Here is a 17640-nt window from a genome sequence, read left to right as displayed (position 1 = left end):
ATCCAGAGATCGATCGGAGTCGAGCAAACAGTGAGGAACACCGTTTGCTCTTCTTCCTAGCGCCTAGTGCCCAACGCCTAGCGCCTTCCCCTTAGACGACCCTTCTCCCCAAGAGGTCTCTTCTCCATGAAAACGTTTTTTCAAGCCATTGTGCTTTTGCTGCTGTCTGCGCCCGCATGCGCATGGGTCATCGAGCATCAACAGGAACTGCTGACGTACTCAGCCGCAACATACGACTGGTACAAGACACAGGCAGCCAGCCTGGCGCCAACGCCTGTCCCCTCCGACGGGACATGGTCGAGCACACCAGCCACTTCATTAGAAGGCCCGATCGCCTCAACCAGCGCCCCGCCATTCTCTGGCCTCTCGCTCGGTTCGCCCGCACTCTGGGAAACGCCCGCCCTCTCGCCGACACCTGCCACAACTGCTCCGTCGGAATCAAACACTCCCTCATCCACACTGGGCAATCCCGCAACATGGGGTGAAAGCGATTCGTCTGCCCCCGCAGCCGATGCTCCGATCGCCAGCGCGGACAGCCCTGTGTTTCCATTTGATCCGGAAGTGATTGAACGCGCCGTCGAACAAGCCCAGAACCTGATCGCACAAGCCGGTTCATCGTATGCACCGCCCGCATCAAACATCATCTCGACGACTTCAGGCAGCACGCCAATCTTCGAAACGAGTATGCAGACCGGCAGCGATGCCACCGTTCGATGGTATCGAGGCCCTCAGACCACAGACAAGCAGAGCTTCGAATATGCTCTCGTCGGCAAAGGCAACTTCAAAGTCATGATCCTGGGAAGCCTCTACGGTGATGAAACTTCATCAGCCCTCTTCATGGACCGCCTGTTGTTCAACCTCAACAAGAACATCAAGCCCGAGCAGGATCTCCAGGTTCTCCTGATCCGCTCTGGCAATCCAGATGGATTGAAGTTCGCCCGCGCGACCAACGCGGCCAATGTCCTGCTCGATCAGAACTTCATCCCTGCTCCACAACTCGCAGCCGGCCAGCAAGTCGTCGCCAAACCAGCCAACCAACCAGAAACAGTCATCCTCACTCGTTACATCTCTGAGTTCAAACCAAGCCGGGTTCTTCATCTTCGGACCACCCGCAACAACCGCGGGATGATCGAATACGGCACTCACGACGAATCCATCGCTGCTCTGGTCTCTCAGCAAAGTGACTATGTCATCGAAAGCCTGGAAGGCAAAGTCCCCGCCAACTCACTGGCTGCGCACGTCCTGTCTGATAAATCGCGCTCCTACGTCAACGTCTACCTCCCACTGGGCAACCACAACGTCGACGATGCCTGGATGCAACACCGACAGATGATCCTCAACTCCCTCAAACCACAAAAACTGGACGGCCTCTCCATTCTCAAGCAGAAACTTCAACAACAGGCCCCCTCACAAAGCCCCGTCAACCTGATGAAGCCAGAAGGAATTCCAGTCTCCAACGAAAACCTGCCCGGACAAGACCCCAATAAAGTCGTCCCCTTCGGCGTCAGCTTCGGCAAAGAACCAATGGATCCCTTGAGCACGAAAGGCAGCGTCGAACTCCTCCCGTCACCAGCCGAGTTCAAAGACTCGACCGTCGACCCACGCAACATCGGCTACTTCGAACTCCCGCCCCCTCCAGGCGCTCAATAACATTCAGCCACGTAGGGTCCGCTGTGCGGACCATCAATCGACTTTCTACCGTGACTGTGTGCATAGGCCTTATTAACGCCTGTATTGTTCTTCTGTCTCCACCGCAAACACGGTCTTCACAGCGGCCCATCCAGCCTGCATCGAATTCCACACCGCGCATAAAAAAAGAAAACGGCGTGGAGACCACGGCCGTTTTCTTGTGTGTTTTCGTTGCACCGAGGCTTGCCCCGTCGCAGCGATCCCTGAGGACTCCCGAAAGAGCCAGGCAGGAACTACTTAGCTGCTTTTTTAGGAGCGGCCTTCTTTGGAGCTGCGGCCTTTTTAGGAGCTGCTGCTTTCTTAGGGGCTGCTGCCTTCTTTGGAGCTGCGGCCTTCTTAGGGGCTGCTGCTTTTTTAGGGGCTGCTTTCTTTGGTGCTGGTGCTTTCTTGGCCACGTAAATTCCTCCTTACGAAATGCCTTTGTGAAACCACCTGCCGTAGCTACCGGGCTAAATCAGCAAGTTGTTCACAATGAAAAAAAATTGGGATCATCAACCTTGAAGACCCCTGAATCCCAAAAGTACCGAACTGTTTTGAACCTCACTCGAGAACAACCAGATTGACTTCAGGCATGCTGTGATTTCTACAGCTTGCAGTCGTCAAAATTTTTGTGTCGGTGTGAAGTCTCCGCAGTACGTGATTTGAATTTGCAGAATCCTAAAGCTTTCAAGGAATAACGCAAGACATTTATCAACTCAAAATCATGACCATGACTTGGCATGATGCTTCGAGAGCCCCTTTTTTACCGCCCCAAATCAGCCTGCTTCAATCGCGCTCGTGCACGCCTGCGATCAAACATGGAAGTCATCATCAGACCACTCAGAGTTTCTCCATATCGTATCGATAAGTTTCGCTACGATAGCGATGTTGCCCGATAGCTCATTTGCTCGTGATCATCGTAGTGATCATGACGAGAAGCCATGAAAAATTTTTGACAATTTTTCATTTTCTTTTTCATTCTCATCCTCAATGTCCACTTCAATGAGCCATCAACAGGCTCAGACAACATCATCTCATCATGCAAACGTGATCATGATCACGTCTCTTCATCGCCATCATCACATCATCATGACCTCGGCATGACATCCCCAGACGTTCCTGAGCACCTCTGATCGCGCGCGTTCAACAATCACTTCCGCGCACGCTCATCAATCATGACGTTCTCTCGTCGAACGAACTCAGCACGACCTCACACCTGCTCAAACACCTCTTTCATGTGCGCCAGACTCAGCCGCGCCACCTCTTCACTGCTCGGCTCATAACGAAACACTTCTAACGACAGCCAGCCTGCATAATTCGTCTCCTTTAATGCCTTCACCACCGGCTTGAAGTCCGTTTCGCCCATCCCCGGCCCCAGAAGATTACTGTCATTCAGATGGAAGTGCGATGTGTAACGCGCGAACTGATGAATCAGATCGACAAGTCCTGTTGGTTCATCCAACATCGCCTTGATGTCCTGATGCAGCGCGACGTTCGGATGGCCAATACGCTCAATCATCTCAACGGCTTCCGCGCAGGTGTTGCAGAAGTTCGTCTCTTTGCGACCAAGAGGCTCAATGCACAACGTCACATGACGCGCCTCAAGATCACTCGTAATAGAGGAGAGAATGCCGCAGGCGTTCTCGAACGCCTGTTCGCGCGTCATTCCTTCTTCGATATTGCGCTGCAGCGGAGACCCGAGCACCATGATCGTTCCCCCGAGGTCACCACACAGATGCACCAGCCCTCTTAAATACTCAGCCGTCTTTGTTCGCGTTGCTTCATCAGCAGTCGTCAGATGGTAACCCGTCGTCTTCGCCAGCAACCAATGCAGACCAATGATCGTCAGACCATGCTCGCTGGCGACCTCCTTCATGCGACGTCGCTCTTCTGCAGAGAGTTCTGTCGGCGCACCACCCAGAGTAAACGGCGCCACTTCGATCCCCTGGTAACCCAGTTTCGCAATCATCTGACATTGCTCATCCCAGCTCAGGCCTTCAAACATTTCCTGGCAGATCGCCATCCGTTGTTCCATGGTCGTCATCTCGGTCTCCGCATCGTGGTCTCGGTGGAATGTCAAACTTTAACGATTAGCTCAACTGGCGATTCTGCAGCTACTGCCCAGGCAACGCTGAGTTTACCCGATAGGCTTCGCAGAGAAACTCTGAGCATGGTAATGGCTGTGACCGTTTTTTCGAGCGATCAGACCCCTTCCAGGTGCACACATCATCAATCCGCTCAGGACAAGCGTCGATATTTTCGATGCAGATCCCTCGTGCCTGCCGATCTTATGTGGAACACAGCTTGATTCAGACCTGTCTGACGTCAAACCGTTCCGGTTGTTCTGGTCATTACGACTACACAATCCGCGAAGTTTGAGTTGTCCAGGAATCCTCAAAAGGCTGTGACGGATCTTCAGAGGCACCGTCATTGACGACGAAAGCAGTAGATGTGTGCACCCGCATCTGTTGCCCAATTTAAATTTCATAAGCGAGACGTGAAATGAAACGCGCCACCTTCATCCTTAGCTTCGCTGCATTGTGCCTGGTCATGGGCCAAATGCAGCAGGCGATGGCTGGCTACTGTGGAGCCGCCAGCTACCAATACTGTCCCGAAGAGCAATGCGCTCTCAACGGCGACTACATCCAAGCCGTCAGCCACAGCACTGACTGCTACAAAGTGGTGAAAAAGACCGTCTGGGAAAACCAGGAATTCACCTGCTACAAAACCGTCCAGGACACCATCTGCGAGCAAGTCCCCGTCACCTGCCGCAAGCAGATCTACACGACCTGCTACCGCACCGAGAACTACACGACCTGCCGTCCGGTCTACAAGACCTGCTATCGTGAAGTTTGCAACACCGTACGCCGCCCGGTCTACAAGACCTGCTACCGCACGGTGACCTGCAAGGTCATGCAACCGGTTTACAAGACCTGCTACCGCACGGTCTGCTACACCGTCAACAAGCCGATCTACAACACCTGCTACAAGGACGTCTGCTACACAACATGCCGACCTGTGTACAACACCTGCTACAAGCAAGTCTGCTGCACCGGTTACAAAACCGTCTCCAAGACCTGCTACAAGAACGTCACCTACACGACCTGCAAACCAGTCACCGATGTCCGCTACGAAAAAGTCGACTGCGGCACCTGGAAGACAGTTCAAGAGTACGTTCCTGGTCCTATCATCACCCGCGTCATCGAAGATCCATGTGATCCAACCTGTGCCGCTCCTTGCGTTGACGAATGTGCTGACGGCGTCGCGGCCAACAGCGATCCTTCTGTCAACTGCCACACGACCACCAACTGCCGACGCGTTGAAAAAGTTCAATGCCCAGGCAAGATGGTCTGCCGCAAAGTGTGGTGCCCACAACAGATCACTCGCAAGATCTGCTGCACCAAAATGGTTCCTGAATGCCGCACGATGTCAGTTCCTTACACCGTCTGCGAACAAGTTCCTTACAGCTACACCAAGTCGGTTCCTTACACCACCTGCAAGATGGTCAAAGAATGCCACAGCCGTCGCGTTCCTTACACCACCTGCAAGATGGTCACCGAATGCTGCAAGCGACAAGTTCCTTACACTGTCTGCAACATGACCAGCCGCTGCGTCACCCGTCAGGTTCCTTACACCACCTGCAGCTACACCTGCGAAACGATCCGACGTCAGGTTCCTTACACCACTTGCACCATGGTCAAAGAATGCCGAACCCGCCAGGTTCCATTCACGACCTGCAAGACGGTCTGTGAAACCCACATGGAAAACCGCACACGCGTCGTCTGCCGCACGGTTGCCTGCAAAGAAACCCGCTGCGTTCCTAAGACCGTTTGCGTCAAAGTTCCAATTGACCCATGCTGCGAAATCGCTGATCCAAGCTGTGCAGTCCCGACCTGTGCTGCACCAGCAGGTTGTGGCGACACTTGCATCAAGTAGTCCCGCACCCAGCCGTCACTCATGACGAGTGATCCTCAGTGATACCGACGTCTCGCACTCCGAAGCCAGCTCCACACTGGCTTCGGAGTTTTTTTATGCGCGCCCATTGAAGCAAGGAGAAGACTGGAACGCAGAGGCAACAGAGTAAAGCAGAGGTCGCAGAGTCTCAGATAGCCCACGTTTATACGTCGTAACTCAACATTAGCACTGGTTCCTCACCCACTTCTATCCGTCGATAGTTGACGAATGCTACCAGCTCGACCAATGCTTCGAAGACATCCTGACATCTTGCCTTCAATTCACGCGCATCGCCCAGGTGAAGACAAATTCCACCCGGCTCAGCGACACCACACATCCCAGTCTCAGGCTCTCCTGCATCTGTTAAGCAGTCGATTAAAGCATCCATATTCTTACCGTAAAAATCCGGGAGCTTAAGAGCTCTCAACATCACATCGTGAAACGATTCCCAGTTGGTGATCTCTGAAGTTGGTACCGAAATGATTTTCACAGAAGGATACTTCCTGTTTGTAGGCATTCTTAACGAATTCGGACCAATTCCGCATTAAAAACTCAAGGCTCTTCAAGTGACTGACTTCTGCTAAATCTCGCGAAAACACAATCCTTTTAATCTCGTCTTCCGGTCGACCGCATTTTATCTCCTCTTAAAACTCCACGCCCTCTGCCCCCCTCCGCGACCTCTGCGTTCCAGTCTCCTCCTCTTCATCAACCGAAATCAACACCCATCCGAGATTTCAAACTGACTGTTTGAGATCTGCAAGGCTTTTGAAGCGTGTGCACGGTGGTCGGAGGTGATATAATTGGAACGTGATTTGATCAAAATTGACTTCCAAAATCGACGTAAGTAGTTATACCACCAATGCCTCGCATCCAGACACACTCCACCACGATCCTCGCCCTGCGTCACAACGGCGAAACCGCTATCGCCGGCGATGGTCAGGTCACCTACGGCCAGAACATCCTCAAATCGGACACCTGCAAGATCCGCAAGATCCTTGACGGGAAGGCGCTCGTCGGATTCGCAGGTTCGACCGCCGACGCCTTCGCCCTGCTTGAACGCTTCGAAGCCAAAGCCAAAGACTATCCCGGCAACATACCCCGTGCCGCAACCGAACTGGCCCGCGACTGGCGAACCGATCGCGCGCTGCGTCGCCTGGAAGCCATGATGATCGTCGTCTCACCTGAACACCTCTTATTAATGACAGGGCAGGGGGACGTCGTCTCCCCCACCGACGGCATCATCGGCATCGGCTCAGGAGGCACCCTCGCCATCGCCGCCGCCAGGGCACTCGTTCGCAATACGAGCCTGTCTGCCAAAGAAATCGCCGTCCAGGCCCTCAACATTGCCTCCGAGATTGACGTCTACACCAACAACAACATCATCGTGGAAGTCATTCCCAACAAGGCCTGAAGCAATTTGACACAGAGGGCACAGAGATCACAGAGGCGTAGAATGAACCGGAAAAGTCTTCTCTGATCTCGGTGCCCTCTGTGCTCTCTGTGTCTAAACTTCTCTGATATACGAATTACGACCTCATGACTGATTCACTCCCCCAGCCCGATTCCCTCACTCCCCGTGAGATTGTCGCTCGACTCGATGCGAACATCATTGGCCAGCACGATGCCAAACGCGCCGTCGCGATCGCACTGCGCAATCGATATCGCTGGAACCAGCTTCCTGAGACCATCCGACGCGAAGTGACCCCGAAGAACATCATCATGATTGGCCCGACAGGCGTCGGCAAAACCGAAATCACTCGACGCCTCGCCTCACTGATGGGAGCGCCGTTCATCAAGGTCGAAGCCACCAAATACACCGAAGTCGGCTATTACGGTCGCGACGTCGAAAGCATGGTGCGCGATCTCGTCGAAGCCTCTGCCAACCTGCTCAGAACCCGCAAGCGAGACCAGTTCAAAACGCAAGCAGAAGCCGCCGTCGAAGAACGACTCCTCGATCTGCTCCTGCCAGACATTCATGCCAAAAAACCCGGCTTTGGCTTCCCGTCCTCCGAAGGAGACGTCCCTGAAGAGGATCACCCCGAGCAGAAGCATTCTCGCAATCGTGAGAAGTTCCGCGAGATGCTGCGGGAAGGAAAACTCGAAGATCGCAAAGTCGAATTGAGCGTCAAGCAGAAAGCCCCGAATGTCCAGGTCCTCTCGAACATGGGCATGGAAAACATGGAGAACGAACTCCAGGGGATGTTTGAAAAAATCATGCCACGCGGGTCCAAGCGTCGTGAGATCAAGATCGCCCAGGCTCGCGATATTCTGCTCGAAGAAGAAATCGAACATCTGTTAGACAAAGATTCGCTCTACGAAGAGGCAATTCGTCTCGCAGAAGACTCCGGCATCATCTTCATCGACGAGATCGACAAGATCTGTGCTTCCGATGAAGGGACCAAATCAGCCGATGTGTCACGACAAGGCGTTCAGCGCGATCTACTGCCAATCGTGGAAGGGACGACTGTCCAGTCGAAGCATGGCCCGATCCGCACAGAGAATATCCTGTTCATCGCGGCTGGTGCCTTTCACCGTGCCCGCCCATCCGACCTCATGCCAGAGCTTCAAGGACGGTTTCCGATTCGTGTCGAATTAAATGCCCTGACACGCGAAGACTTCCGTCGCATTCTGACCGAACCCTCGATGTCGTTGACGCGTCAGTACCAGGAACTCCTGAAAGTGGATGGCGTCGAGATCGATTTCACTCACGACGGCCTGGAACTGATCGCGGACCTCGCGTTCGACTTCAATCAGTCCAGCCAGAACATCGGCGCCCGAAGACTCCACACCGTCCTCGAACGCCTCCTTGAAGACATCAGCTTCGAAGCCCCCGAATCCGAACAAAAACAAGTCACCGTCGACGGCCAGTACGTCAACGAAAAACTCAAACCTCTGATGGCCAAAGACGACCTGAGTAAATTCATCCTTTAAACAATCAAGAAGAATTAGCCACAGAGGGCACCGAGATGACCGAGGAGCAGAGAGTCAGATAACGAAAGACCTCTTCTGACATCTCGGTGACCTCTGTGTTCTCTGTGGCAAATATTCTCCTTCACTTTGTCGAATGACATCCCATGCCAACACCATCCACTCTCGAAAAAGCCTCGATGAACGTCCCGGACCTGCAGGGCTGTTTCGGCCCGTATGGTCGTCGGTTTGTGCCCGAGACACTGATGTATGCTCTCGATGAACTGGCAGCCGAGTATGCCCGCGCGAAAGCAGACCCGAAGTTCCAGGCGGAACTCGACCATCTGCTCAAGACATTCGTCGGGCGGGCCAACCCGCTCTACTTCGCAGAACGCCTGACCAATCACTGCGGCGGGGCTCAGATTTATCTCAAGCGTGAAGACCTCAATCACACCGGGGCTCACAAAATCAACAACACCATGGGGCAAGCCCTCCTGACCTTGCGAATGGGCAAGAAGCGGGTTATCGCCGAAACCGGTGCCGGTCAGCACGGGGTCGCCACCGCCGTCGCCTGTGCCCGCTTCGGTCTCGATTGCGTCGTCTACATGGGAGCAGAAGACGTCCGTCGACAGAAACAAAACGTCTTCAACATGCGAACCATGGGGGCCGAAGTCCGCCCGGTTCATAGTGGTTCAAAAACACTGCGAGACGCCGTCAACGAAGCCATGCGGGACTGGATGGGCTCGGTCAACGACACGCACTATATCATCGGCTCGGTCATCGGACCTCACCCCTTCCCGATGATCGTGCGGGACTTCCAGTCCGTCATTGGGAAAGAAGCCCGAGCGCAGTCGCTGGAAACATTCGGACGCCTCCCCGATGAAGTCATTGCCTGCGTCGGCGGCGGGTCGAACGCAGCCGGCATGTTCTACCCATTTGTCGGTGACGAATCGGTGAAACTCGTCGGCGTCGAAGCGGGCGGCCGCAATTCGCAGCCAGGCCAGCATGCCAGCCCCTTGACCTTCGGCAAGCCGGGCGTTCTCCACGGCACCTTCAGCTATGTCCTCCAAGACGACGACGGCCAGACCATGGACGTCCACTCGGTCTCCGCAGGTCTCGATTACCCCGGCGTCGGCCCCGAACACTCGTACTGGAAAGACACCGGCCGAGTCGAGTACACCGCTGCGACCGACGACGAAGCCATCGAAGCCTTCGGCAAGTTCGCCCGCCTGGAAGGAATCCTCCCCGCCCTCGAATCATCACACGCCCTGGCCCACGTCATGCAGGTCGCCGGCTCGAAGCCAAAGGACCATATCATCGTCGTGTGCCTGTCAGGCCGGGGAGATAAAGATGTCGCAGAAGTCGCGAGATTGATGGGCAAGGAGATTTGAATCCACTCCCTTGAATCCTGATATCATTGGAGCATAATGGCCGAAGAACTCTTTTGTTCACTTGAGGCCAAACTTGTCCAATCACTCATTCATTGCGTATATCGACGAGGCAGGAGACGAAGGATTCAACTTCTCCAGTAAGAATTCAACTGGTGGCGGCTCGTCTGAATGGTTGGTTTTGGCTGCTGCTGTCTTCGTTCGATCAACTGAAAACGAAGACGTTAAGGTTATTGAGAAGGTCAAAGAGTTAATTGGAGTCAAGCCCCAACATTGTCTGCATTTTCGCAACATACGTTCTCACGAGAAAAAGAAAGCCTGCTGCCAACTTATCGGGAAAGCAAAGCTGAGAAGTGTCTGCGTCGCAGCACATAAGCCGTCCATTTCAACGAGTTACTTCAAGGAGAAATCCAAGCTTTACTTCCACATGACTCGATTTCTCTTGGAGCGAGTTTCATGGCTTTGTCGAGATCGTTACTCTTTAGTTGATCCGTATCCAATTGAAGGGAATGGACGAGTCGCATTGATCTTCGATAATCGGACAAACCTGTCCTATTCCGAGTTACACTCGTATCTTGAACACCTTAGAGAATCAGGTACGCAGAGCATTGACTGGAACACTTTGGACACATCCCTGATGGAAACTTACACAACACAACAACGAAAGGGATTGCAGGTCGCCGACGTTTTGGCATCGTCGACTTTTCGTGCACTGGAACGAGTTCTTTCGGTAATACCGAAATCTCATACCTCAAATGTATCGACCAGCGATTCTATCGAGATTTCCAATCAAACCGACTCTTGGGATATGGCATTAAGTTTCATACATCAGAGTCGTATGAACTTGGAAAGCACATTTTCGAGTTCATCCAATAAAAAAACAGGCCCCCAGCACAACGATCCCACCTTTCGGCTGCCGCTCAGAGAGCGACGTTGTGTTTACCTGGCGCATGCCTGTTGACAACATTATCGTACTTTCTACGACGATAGACAACCACAAAACATCCACTTTTGTACAGATTTCGCCAAGTGAAAAATAACACCAAGATTTCCACCTCGCTCGCTGCCCGTCGCACCCAAGGCCATATGGCGTTTATGCCGTTCATCACCGCGGGTGATCCGGATCTGGCAACGACCAAAGCTGTCATCGAACTGCTCGCCGAATCCGGCGCGGACATGATCGAGCTCGGCTTCCCGTACAGCGATCCGATCGCAGACGGCCCGGTGATCCAGGCCTCTTACCAGCGGGCGCTGGATCGCAAGGTGAAAGTGGGCGAAATCCTTTCGATGGTCAAGTCGCTCGATCATACGAAGATGCCCCCGATTGTCGGGATGGTGTCCTTCGCGATCATCTTTCGCTATGGCGCGGATCGATTCTTGTCGGAATGCAAAGAGTCCGGCCTGGCTGGCCTGATCGTGCCCGACCTCCCCTCGGAAGAAGCAGAAGACTTCGCCGCGTTGACCGCAAAACATGGCCTCGATCTAGTCCAGCTACTCGCGCCGACCACCAGCTGGGAACGGACCCAGCAGATCGTTCAACATTCGACCGGCTTCGTCTACTGCATCGCCATCGCAGGGACGACCGGCGAACGTCGCGACGTCGCGGGGGAACTGATCGAACAGCTGAAGAAAGTCAAAACCATCACCGACACCCCGTTGTGCGTCGGCTTCGGAATCAGCCAGCCTGAACACGTCGACCCACTGCGAAAAATCGCCGACGGAGTGATCGTCGGGTCCGCGATCGTCCGCCAGTTCGAAAAGTTCGGCACGACAGACGCGGAGAAGACGAACGCGCTCGCAGGCCTCAAAGAGTATGCGGTTGCGATGGCAAAGGCAGCTCATCGCAGCTAAGAATTACGGTAGCCTCAGCGGTTCTCGGTCGATGAAGTCCTGGCCGGGACTGCGGACGTAGAGGATAGCAACGAGACTTTCTTCGACAGCGAAAACAATACGGTATCGCTTGCCTTTGCGTGTTTTGAAAAAAGCCTCTCGGTACTGGACCAAGATACGTTCGCGTTCTGGTATAAGTCCAAACTGGAAGGGATTTAATTCAATGCGTCCCAAGACTTCATCAAACGCCGTTGCCCATGCTTTTCCACCAACAGGACTTTGATTGCAGATGTATGTCAGCAATTCGCCGTAGTCTTTTAATGCATCGTCAGCGATCTTAACGTGGTACTTCATTCGTTGATCGAAATACCAAATTCTGCATTGATCTTCTGAATCGCTTCTCGAGCGTCTTGTGCTTCCCCTCGCTGTACTGCACGCCAGCGTTCGTTGAGCATGTCGACAAACTGTTCGTCGTTGAGTGTTGCACGCCATCCTTCCATCAGATCTTCGACCGTCGATTCCTCATCAGGATGACGCTCAATCTGCGTAGACGCGTATTGATAAAAGCTATCGAGTTGTTCGCGGACTGTCATCGTTTACCTCCACCTTGAAATTCTATCGCCATTCTTCACTCTCCGCCAAGTCCTTCTCGCCAACAAAAAAAGGCACGAACATCTCTGCCCGTGCCTTGTCTGTTTTTATAATCCTGTCGCATTACGTCGCCAGCAGCCCGTCAATCATCATGATCGCCGCAGGGCCGACGAGCACCACGAAGATCCCTGGGAAGATGAAAAGAACCAGCGGGAAGATCATTTTCACAGCTGTCTGGGCCGCCTTTTCTTCCGCCATCTGCATCCGCTTGATTCGCATTGAATCAGACTGAACCCGAAGAGCCTGTGCGACCGAGGAGCCGAACTTATCGGCCTGGATCAGAATCGCCGCCAGAGCACGCATGTCATCGACCCCCGTGCGAACCCCCAGGTCGTGGAGGACTTCGCGTCGCTGACGTCCCATTTGTGTCTGAAAAAGCGACATATTGAGCTCGGAACAAAGTTCCGGGTGGGTGTCGATCAGTTCTTCAGAAACCCGTCGCATCCCCTGGTCGAGACCAAGGCCAGCTTCGACACAGACGACCAGCAGGTCGAGTGCATCTGGCATCGACAGGAAAATCTTCTCCTGGCGTGTTCGCTTGATGAACCACAATCCGATCTCCGGAATATAGAATCCCAGCCCGCCGCCGATGACGATCGCGAACAGGCCACTCTGGGTCATCCCATAGTTGGGAATGCCATATCCTGCCCCTAACAGCAACCCGCCCAGAAGTGCAACGAACTTGATCGCCAGATAAATGGTGATCGCATTCGGCGAATGGAAACCGGCGTTTGAAAGGCGGATCCTCAACTCGCTTTGCTCGATCTCTGTCTTCGGCTGGAGTGCTTTCGACAACGTCGGAGCAGCCTTCTGAAAGACCGTCTGCTCTTCCTTCTTGCCCCCTTTGCGCGACAGAGGATTCTTGAGTTCCTCCAGACGCTGAGAGGTTCGCTTACTCTTGTCATTCATGAGACTCGCAACCACGATCACGATGGACGTGATGGATGCGAAGATCAGATACGGTAGGAGTTGTTCGAGGTTCATATGCAAAGCTTACGTAGTAGGGCTGGGGGCTGGGGAAAACAAGAAGACTCGAAGGCGTACTCAGATCTTGATCTGGATGATCTTGTTGATCGTGACGGCACCTAAAACTTGAAGTACAGCCGCGACCGCAATCATCTTGCGTCCCAACGGTTCGGTGAATAGAAGCATGACGTACTCCTGGTTGAGGTAGTAGACAGCAAAGAACAGTGCAATCGGCAGCGCCATCAGCACGATCCCCGAAATACGACCTTCCCCGGTCAGAGCTTGAACCTGGCCCATGATGCGGAAGCGTTCGCGGATGATGTGTCCGATCTTGTCGAGAATTTCTGCAAGGTCGCCCCCCGACTGTCGTTGAATCGCGACCGCGGTCACGAAGAACTTGAAGTCGAGGTTCGGGACACGTTTGAAGATACTCTTCAATGCTTTATCGAGAGGCACGCCCAGGTTCTGCTCTTCGTAGGCCTTGCGGAATTCGGTGGAAATCGGCTCTGGCATTTCTTCGACAACGACGTGAAGTCCGGAGGCCAGTGAGTGCCCGGAACGCAGAGCTCGAGCCACGAGTTCAAGGGCATCGGGAAGTTGCTTGGCAAATTTCTTGAAGCGTGATTTACGACGGAACAACAGCCAGAAGAGTGGCAGTACCCCCGTCAGTAACGCAGCAACCGGATACAGCGGAACTGGTGCATGAGCAACAGCCGCAACACCGACACCAACGGTCGCAGCGACAATAGAAATCGCGACGAACGTTTCAAAGCTGATTGGAGAATCCGACTGCTCCATCAGGAGCGCCATATTGCCAAAGCGTTTGGAAAAGCCGGCAAACATACTGGTGATGCCGGACATCCCCTCTTCGACGAGTTCACGCTTGGTGACCCCGCCGTTTTGCTCGCCCGCGACAGTCTTCCCGCCGGTGATCGATTGAAGTCGATCCTCGACTTTGGTAGTCCCGAAATCCTGCAGCATGAATGCAACTGCGCCAACTGTCGCAGCAACAGCCAGGAAGGCAACGATTGAAATGAGAAGCGGATCCATGTCGGTCTTCCAGAGTTGGTCAGGGGCAGCCTGACGTCGTCTTGTGTTTCTAAATCAAAGCAGATTCGCTCCCTTTCGGTCGCGGCTCTGACGGAAGTTATTTTGATTAGTATCCGAGGACGCGGGCGGCGAAGAGGTTGTTGGGCAGTTTCACGCCAGCCCCTTCGAGTCGTCCCATACACGCTGGACGGACGCCGGTCGATTCGAAGTGGCCGTAGGCTCGGCCGTCTTCGTCGATGCCATCCTGCACGAACAGGAAAATGTCCTGCATGATGACCGTGTCCTGCTCCATATTGAGAACTTCGGTAATGTGTGTGATCTTACGAGGTCCACCCTGCAGTCGGTTCGCCTGAATGATGATGTCGACCGCTGCACAGAACTGCTGGCGGACTGCTTTCAACGGAAGTTCAATACCGCCCATCGAAATCATCGTCTCAATACGAGAGACCGCATCGCGAGGTGAGTTGGCGTGAACGGTCGTCATCGAGCCTTCGTGACCGGTGTTCATCGCCTGAAGCATGTCGAGCGTTTCTGCTCCCCGACATTCCCCGATGATGACGCGGTCAGGACGCATCCGCAGGCTGTTCTTGACGAGATCCGTCGCAGAGATCCGGCCTTTCCCCTCGATGTTGGCAGGACGAGTTTCCAGACGCAGGACGTGATCCTGTTGCAGCTGAAGTTCAGCCGCGTCTTCGATCGTCACGACTCGGTGGTCATGTTGAATGAAGCTCGACAGCGTATTGAGCAGCGTCGTCTTACCGGAACCCGTACCACCCGAGATGATCATGTTGAGACGGGCTTTCATCGCCCCTTCCAGGAACATCACCATCTCCGGCGTGAACGCACCAAATCGCAGCAGGTCTTCCAGGGCGAGCGGGCGCGATCCGAATTTACGAATTGTCAATGACGGTCCATCCAAAGCCAGCGGCGGGATGATCGCGTTCAAACGCGAACCATCCGGCAGTCGGGCATCGACCATCGGGTTGGTTTCATCCACGCGACGACCAACTTTCGAGACGATCCGATCGAGGATCTGCAGCAGGTGATCGTTATCGCGGAATGTGACTGGTGAGCGTTGGATACGTCCGTTCTTTTCAACGAAGACGTTCTTGGGCCCGTTGATCATGATGTCCGCGACGCCCTCTTCTTTCATGAGGATTTCCAGCGGACCGAAGCCGAACGTCTCATCGAGAACTTCTTCGATCAGTCGTTCACGTTCGCTGCGGTTGAGCAGCGGGTTTTCGGTATCGCACAAGTGCTCAATGACTAGGCGAATCTCGCGTCGAAGAATATCTCCTTCGAGATCCCCCAGGCGGGTCAGGTCGAGCTTGTCGACGAGTTTGCCGTGGATGTGTCGTTTCAGCGTTTCGAACTCATCATGAGACGAAGCAGCAGTGCGGACTTGGCGGGATTGAGACTGTGGGGCTGGAGGCATGGGGGGAAACTCCGGAACGATTCGGTCGCTGAATGGAAACTCGATGATCACATGCCCGGCTCGAGACAATCCGAGTCTCGGTGTGCGGACCATGCGCAGGCTCGCGGTACGCAAAGCCGGTCGTTACGGTAAAACTAGCTCACATTTCCCAGACAGGCCGAACACTGTTGCCAGAAAACAACAAAATACCCCGATACAATCGTCAGGAATCGCACATCTGACAGCCCGTAGTGTCCGCTGTGCGGACCGTGAATTCGCGTTATTCCAAAGAACTCCAAGCAGCCCTTCCTGAAAACTCCACACGTCAGTCAGGATTGGACGTCGATTGACGGTCCGCACAGCGGACCCTACACATCTGACCTTCCGGTTGTCGCAGTCGTATCGATAAAAGCAGACAGGCAAAAGCCCACGTCCCTGTCAGCCCATCAGCCGGGCCATATTGAACAGCACAACAACCCCGATCATGTCCATCATCGCCGCGATCAACGGCGTCGACATCAGCGCAGGGTCAAAGTCGTAGTGGTGAAAAATAATCGGCAACAGCGCGCCGACCGATGTCGAAATCATGATCACGATGAATACCGTCCCGCTGACAACAATCGGCGGTGCGACTAAACCCAACAACCAGTAGCTCAAGACAAACGCGATTGTTGACAGCGTCATGCCGATCATGCCGCCGACGAGAACTTCCCGACCCATGATCTTCCAGAAATCACGCACCGTAAATTTCTTGACCTCTCGATCAAGCGTCGAAAGATAGCTGATCACCAGAGCAGCGGATTGCGAGCCTGCATTCCCTCCACAGGCAAGCACCAGCGGCAGGAACATGAGAATGCGGTCGATCAAAGTGATCGCGGCCCCCTGCTCGACGGTATCGTGGAAGTATTGAAATACCTTCGCAGTGAAAACAGCAGCAACCAGCAGCACGATCAGCCAGAAGCCACGCTTCCGCGCCAGTGTGAAAATCGGCTCCGATAGATAATTCTCTTCGAGAGGCTGGACCCCGACCAGCAGTTCCTGGTCTTCCTGCGCTTCATAGTGCAGAACGTCGACCGCATCATCGTGCGTCACGATCCCGACAAGTCGGTTGTCTTGATCGACGACCGGGATTGCGATGAAGTCGTAACGATTGATGACGTGCGCGACATCTTCCTGGTCGTCATCGACTTTGACCGAGATCATGTCGCGCTGCATGATGTCTGCAAGACGCGCATCGGGATTGGCCAGAATCAGGTTTCGCAGCGAGACGAAGCCGAGGAGGTGTCGTTCCTCATCGATGATGTAAATGTAGTAAATCGTCTCGCGATTCGGCGCCTGCAAGCGCAGTTTGGCGATCGCTTCTTTGACCGTAATGTTCTTGGGCAGCGACGCGTAATCGGTCGTCATGATCGAGCCGGCCGACTCGTCAGGATAACTGAGCAGCTTGCGAATATCCCGACGCTCCGCCTGCGCAATTAGAGGAAGCAGATTCTCGACGTGCTCCGGCTCCATCTGTTCGAGCAGGTCGACGCGGTCATCCGCAGCCATCTCCTCGATGAGTCGAGACAGATCATTCCGATCCATGTGCTCGACGATATCCACCTGCATCGCAATCGGCAGAAACGGCAGGATCTCCGCCTTACGGGAGACGTGACACTTGTTGAGAACCTTGCTGATTTCCTCAGGCGTGAGGTGCGAAAGAATGTTCGCCGTCACCCCGGGATAGAACGCTTCGCAGAACTCGTGCAGCCCGCGTTCATCAGACGACTCGATCATCTCACGCAGATCGGGAAGTAACAGCGTTTCCAGCAT

Annotated in this window: 16 protein-coding genes; 7 read left to right on the top strand and 9 right to left on the bottom strand. The window is 54.0% G+C overall.

Annotated elements, in window-relative coordinates; genetic code table 11:
• The first annotated feature begins 126 nt into the window (after positions 1–126).
• Complete coding sequence (locus tag SH248x_RS20000) at positions 127–1650, top strand: M14 family metallopeptidase (protein WP_459556093.1); 1524 nt, start codon at positions 127–129, stop codon at positions 1648–1650.
• A gap of 272 nt (positions 1651–1922) precedes the next feature.
• Here SH248x_RS20000 and SH248x_RS19995 read toward each other — a convergent pair whose 3' ends face one another.
• Both SH248x_RS19995 and SH248x_RS19990 read right to left on the bottom strand, forming a co-directional pair.
• A complete protein-coding gene (locus SH248x_RS19995; RefSeq protein WP_459556092.1) occupies positions 1923–2084 on the bottom strand; it encodes a hypothetical protein in 162 nt (53 codons plus the stop codon).
• A gap of 794 nt (positions 2085–2878) precedes the next feature.
• Positions 2879–3712 carry a sugar phosphate isomerase/epimerase family protein gene (locus SH248x_RS19990; RefSeq protein ID WP_459556091.1) on the bottom strand — a complete coding sequence of 278 codons (834 nt, stop codon included), beginning with the start codon at positions 3710–3712 and terminating at the stop codon, positions 2879–2881.
• Positions 3713–4170: 458 nt separating this feature from the next.
• On the opposite strand from SH248x_RS19990, the gene SH248x_RS19985 reads away from it, so the two are divergent.
• Positions 4171–5604: a hypothetical protein gene (locus tag SH248x_RS19985; RefSeq protein WP_459556090.1), complete on the top strand. Its 1434-nt coding sequence runs from the start codon at positions 4171–4173 to the stop codon at positions 5602–5604.
• 181 nt (positions 5605–5785) lie between these two features.
• Here the strand turns inward: SH248x_RS19985 and SH248x_RS19980 are convergent, their stop codons facing one another.
• Entirely contained in the window at positions 5786–6112 is a 327-nt protein-coding gene (locus SH248x_RS19980) for a barstar family protein (RefSeq protein WP_459556089.1), read from the bottom strand.
• 369 nt (positions 6113–6481) lie between these two features.
• On the opposite strand from SH248x_RS19980, the gene hslV reads away from it, so the two are divergent.
• The 5 genes from hslV to trpA all read left to right on the top strand — a co-directional run bounded on the left by hslV (position 6482) and on the right by trpA (position 11768).
• Complete coding sequence (gene hslV, locus SH248x_RS19975; RefSeq protein ID WP_459556088.1) at positions 6482–7033, top strand: ATP-dependent protease subunit HslV; 552 nt, start codon at positions 6482–6484, stop codon at positions 7031–7033.
• Between the two features lie 125 nt (positions 7034–7158).
• Entirely contained in the window at positions 7159–8553 is a 1395-nt protein-coding gene (gene hslU / locus SH248x_RS19970) for an ATP-dependent protease ATPase subunit HslU (RefSeq protein WP_459556087.1), read from the top strand.
• Positions 8554–8696: 143 nt separating this feature from the next.
• Complete coding sequence (gene trpB, locus SH248x_RS19965) at positions 8697–9920, top strand: tryptophan synthase subunit beta (RefSeq protein ID WP_459556086.1); 1224 nt, start codon at positions 8697–8699, stop codon at positions 9918–9920.
• Between the two features lie 73 nt (positions 9921–9993).
• Positions 9994–10878: a DUF3800 domain-containing protein gene (locus tag SH248x_RS19960; protein WP_459556085.1), complete on the top strand. Its 885-nt coding sequence runs from the start codon at positions 9994–9996 to the stop codon at positions 10876–10878.
• A gap of 68 nt (positions 10879–10946) precedes the next feature.
• Complete coding sequence (gene trpA / locus SH248x_RS19955) at positions 10947–11768, top strand: tryptophan synthase subunit alpha (RefSeq protein ID WP_459556084.1); 822 nt, start codon at positions 10947–10949, stop codon at positions 11766–11768.
• Between the two features lie 3 nt (positions 11769–11771).
• On the opposite strand, the gene SH248x_RS19950 is transcribed toward trpA, so the two are convergent.
• The 6 genes from SH248x_RS19950 to mgtE form a co-directional block, all read right to left on the bottom strand.
• On the bottom strand, positions 11772–12101 hold the full coding sequence (locus tag SH248x_RS19950) for a type II toxin-antitoxin system RelE/ParE family toxin (RefSeq protein ID WP_459556083.1): 330 nt from the start codon (positions 12099–12101) through the stop codon (positions 11772–11774).
• Positions 12098–12340, bottom strand: a complete 243-nt coding sequence (locus SH248x_RS19945; RefSeq protein ID WP_459556082.1) for a hypothetical protein — start codon at positions 12338–12340, stop codon at positions 12098–12100. Before SH248x_RS19945 ends, SH248x_RS19950 begins: the two co-directional genes overlap by 4 nt.
• Positions 12341–12461: 121 nt before the next feature.
• Positions 12462–13382 (bottom strand): type II secretion system F family protein, encoded by a 921-nt coding sequence (locus SH248x_RS19940; protein ID WP_459556081.1) that lies wholly within the window; start codon positions 13380–13382, stop codon positions 12462–12464.
• A gap of 60 nt (positions 13383–13442) precedes the next feature.
• On the bottom strand, positions 13443–14414 hold the full coding sequence (locus SH248x_RS19935; protein WP_459556080.1) for a type II secretion system F family protein: 972 nt from the start codon (positions 14412–14414) through the stop codon (positions 13443–13445).
• 106 nt (positions 14415–14520) lie between these two features.
• Positions 14521–15849 carry a CpaF family protein gene (locus SH248x_RS19930; protein ID WP_459556079.1) on the bottom strand — a complete coding sequence of 443 codons (1329 nt, stop codon included), beginning with the start codon at positions 15847–15849 and terminating at the stop codon, positions 14521–14523.
• Positions 15850–16266: 417 nt separating this feature from the next.
• Positions 16267–17640 (bottom strand): magnesium transporter, encoded by a 1374-nt coding sequence (gene mgtE, locus SH248x_RS19925; RefSeq protein WP_459556078.1) that lies wholly within the window; start codon positions 17638–17640, stop codon positions 16267–16269.

Origin of the sequence: Lacunimicrobium album (genome assembly GCF_052161635.1) — a bacterium.
Taxonomy (GTDB): Bacteria; Planctomycetota; Planctomycetia; order Planctomycetales; family Planctomycetaceae; genus SXPC01.
This window is presented reverse-complemented; position numbering and strand designations above follow the sequence as displayed.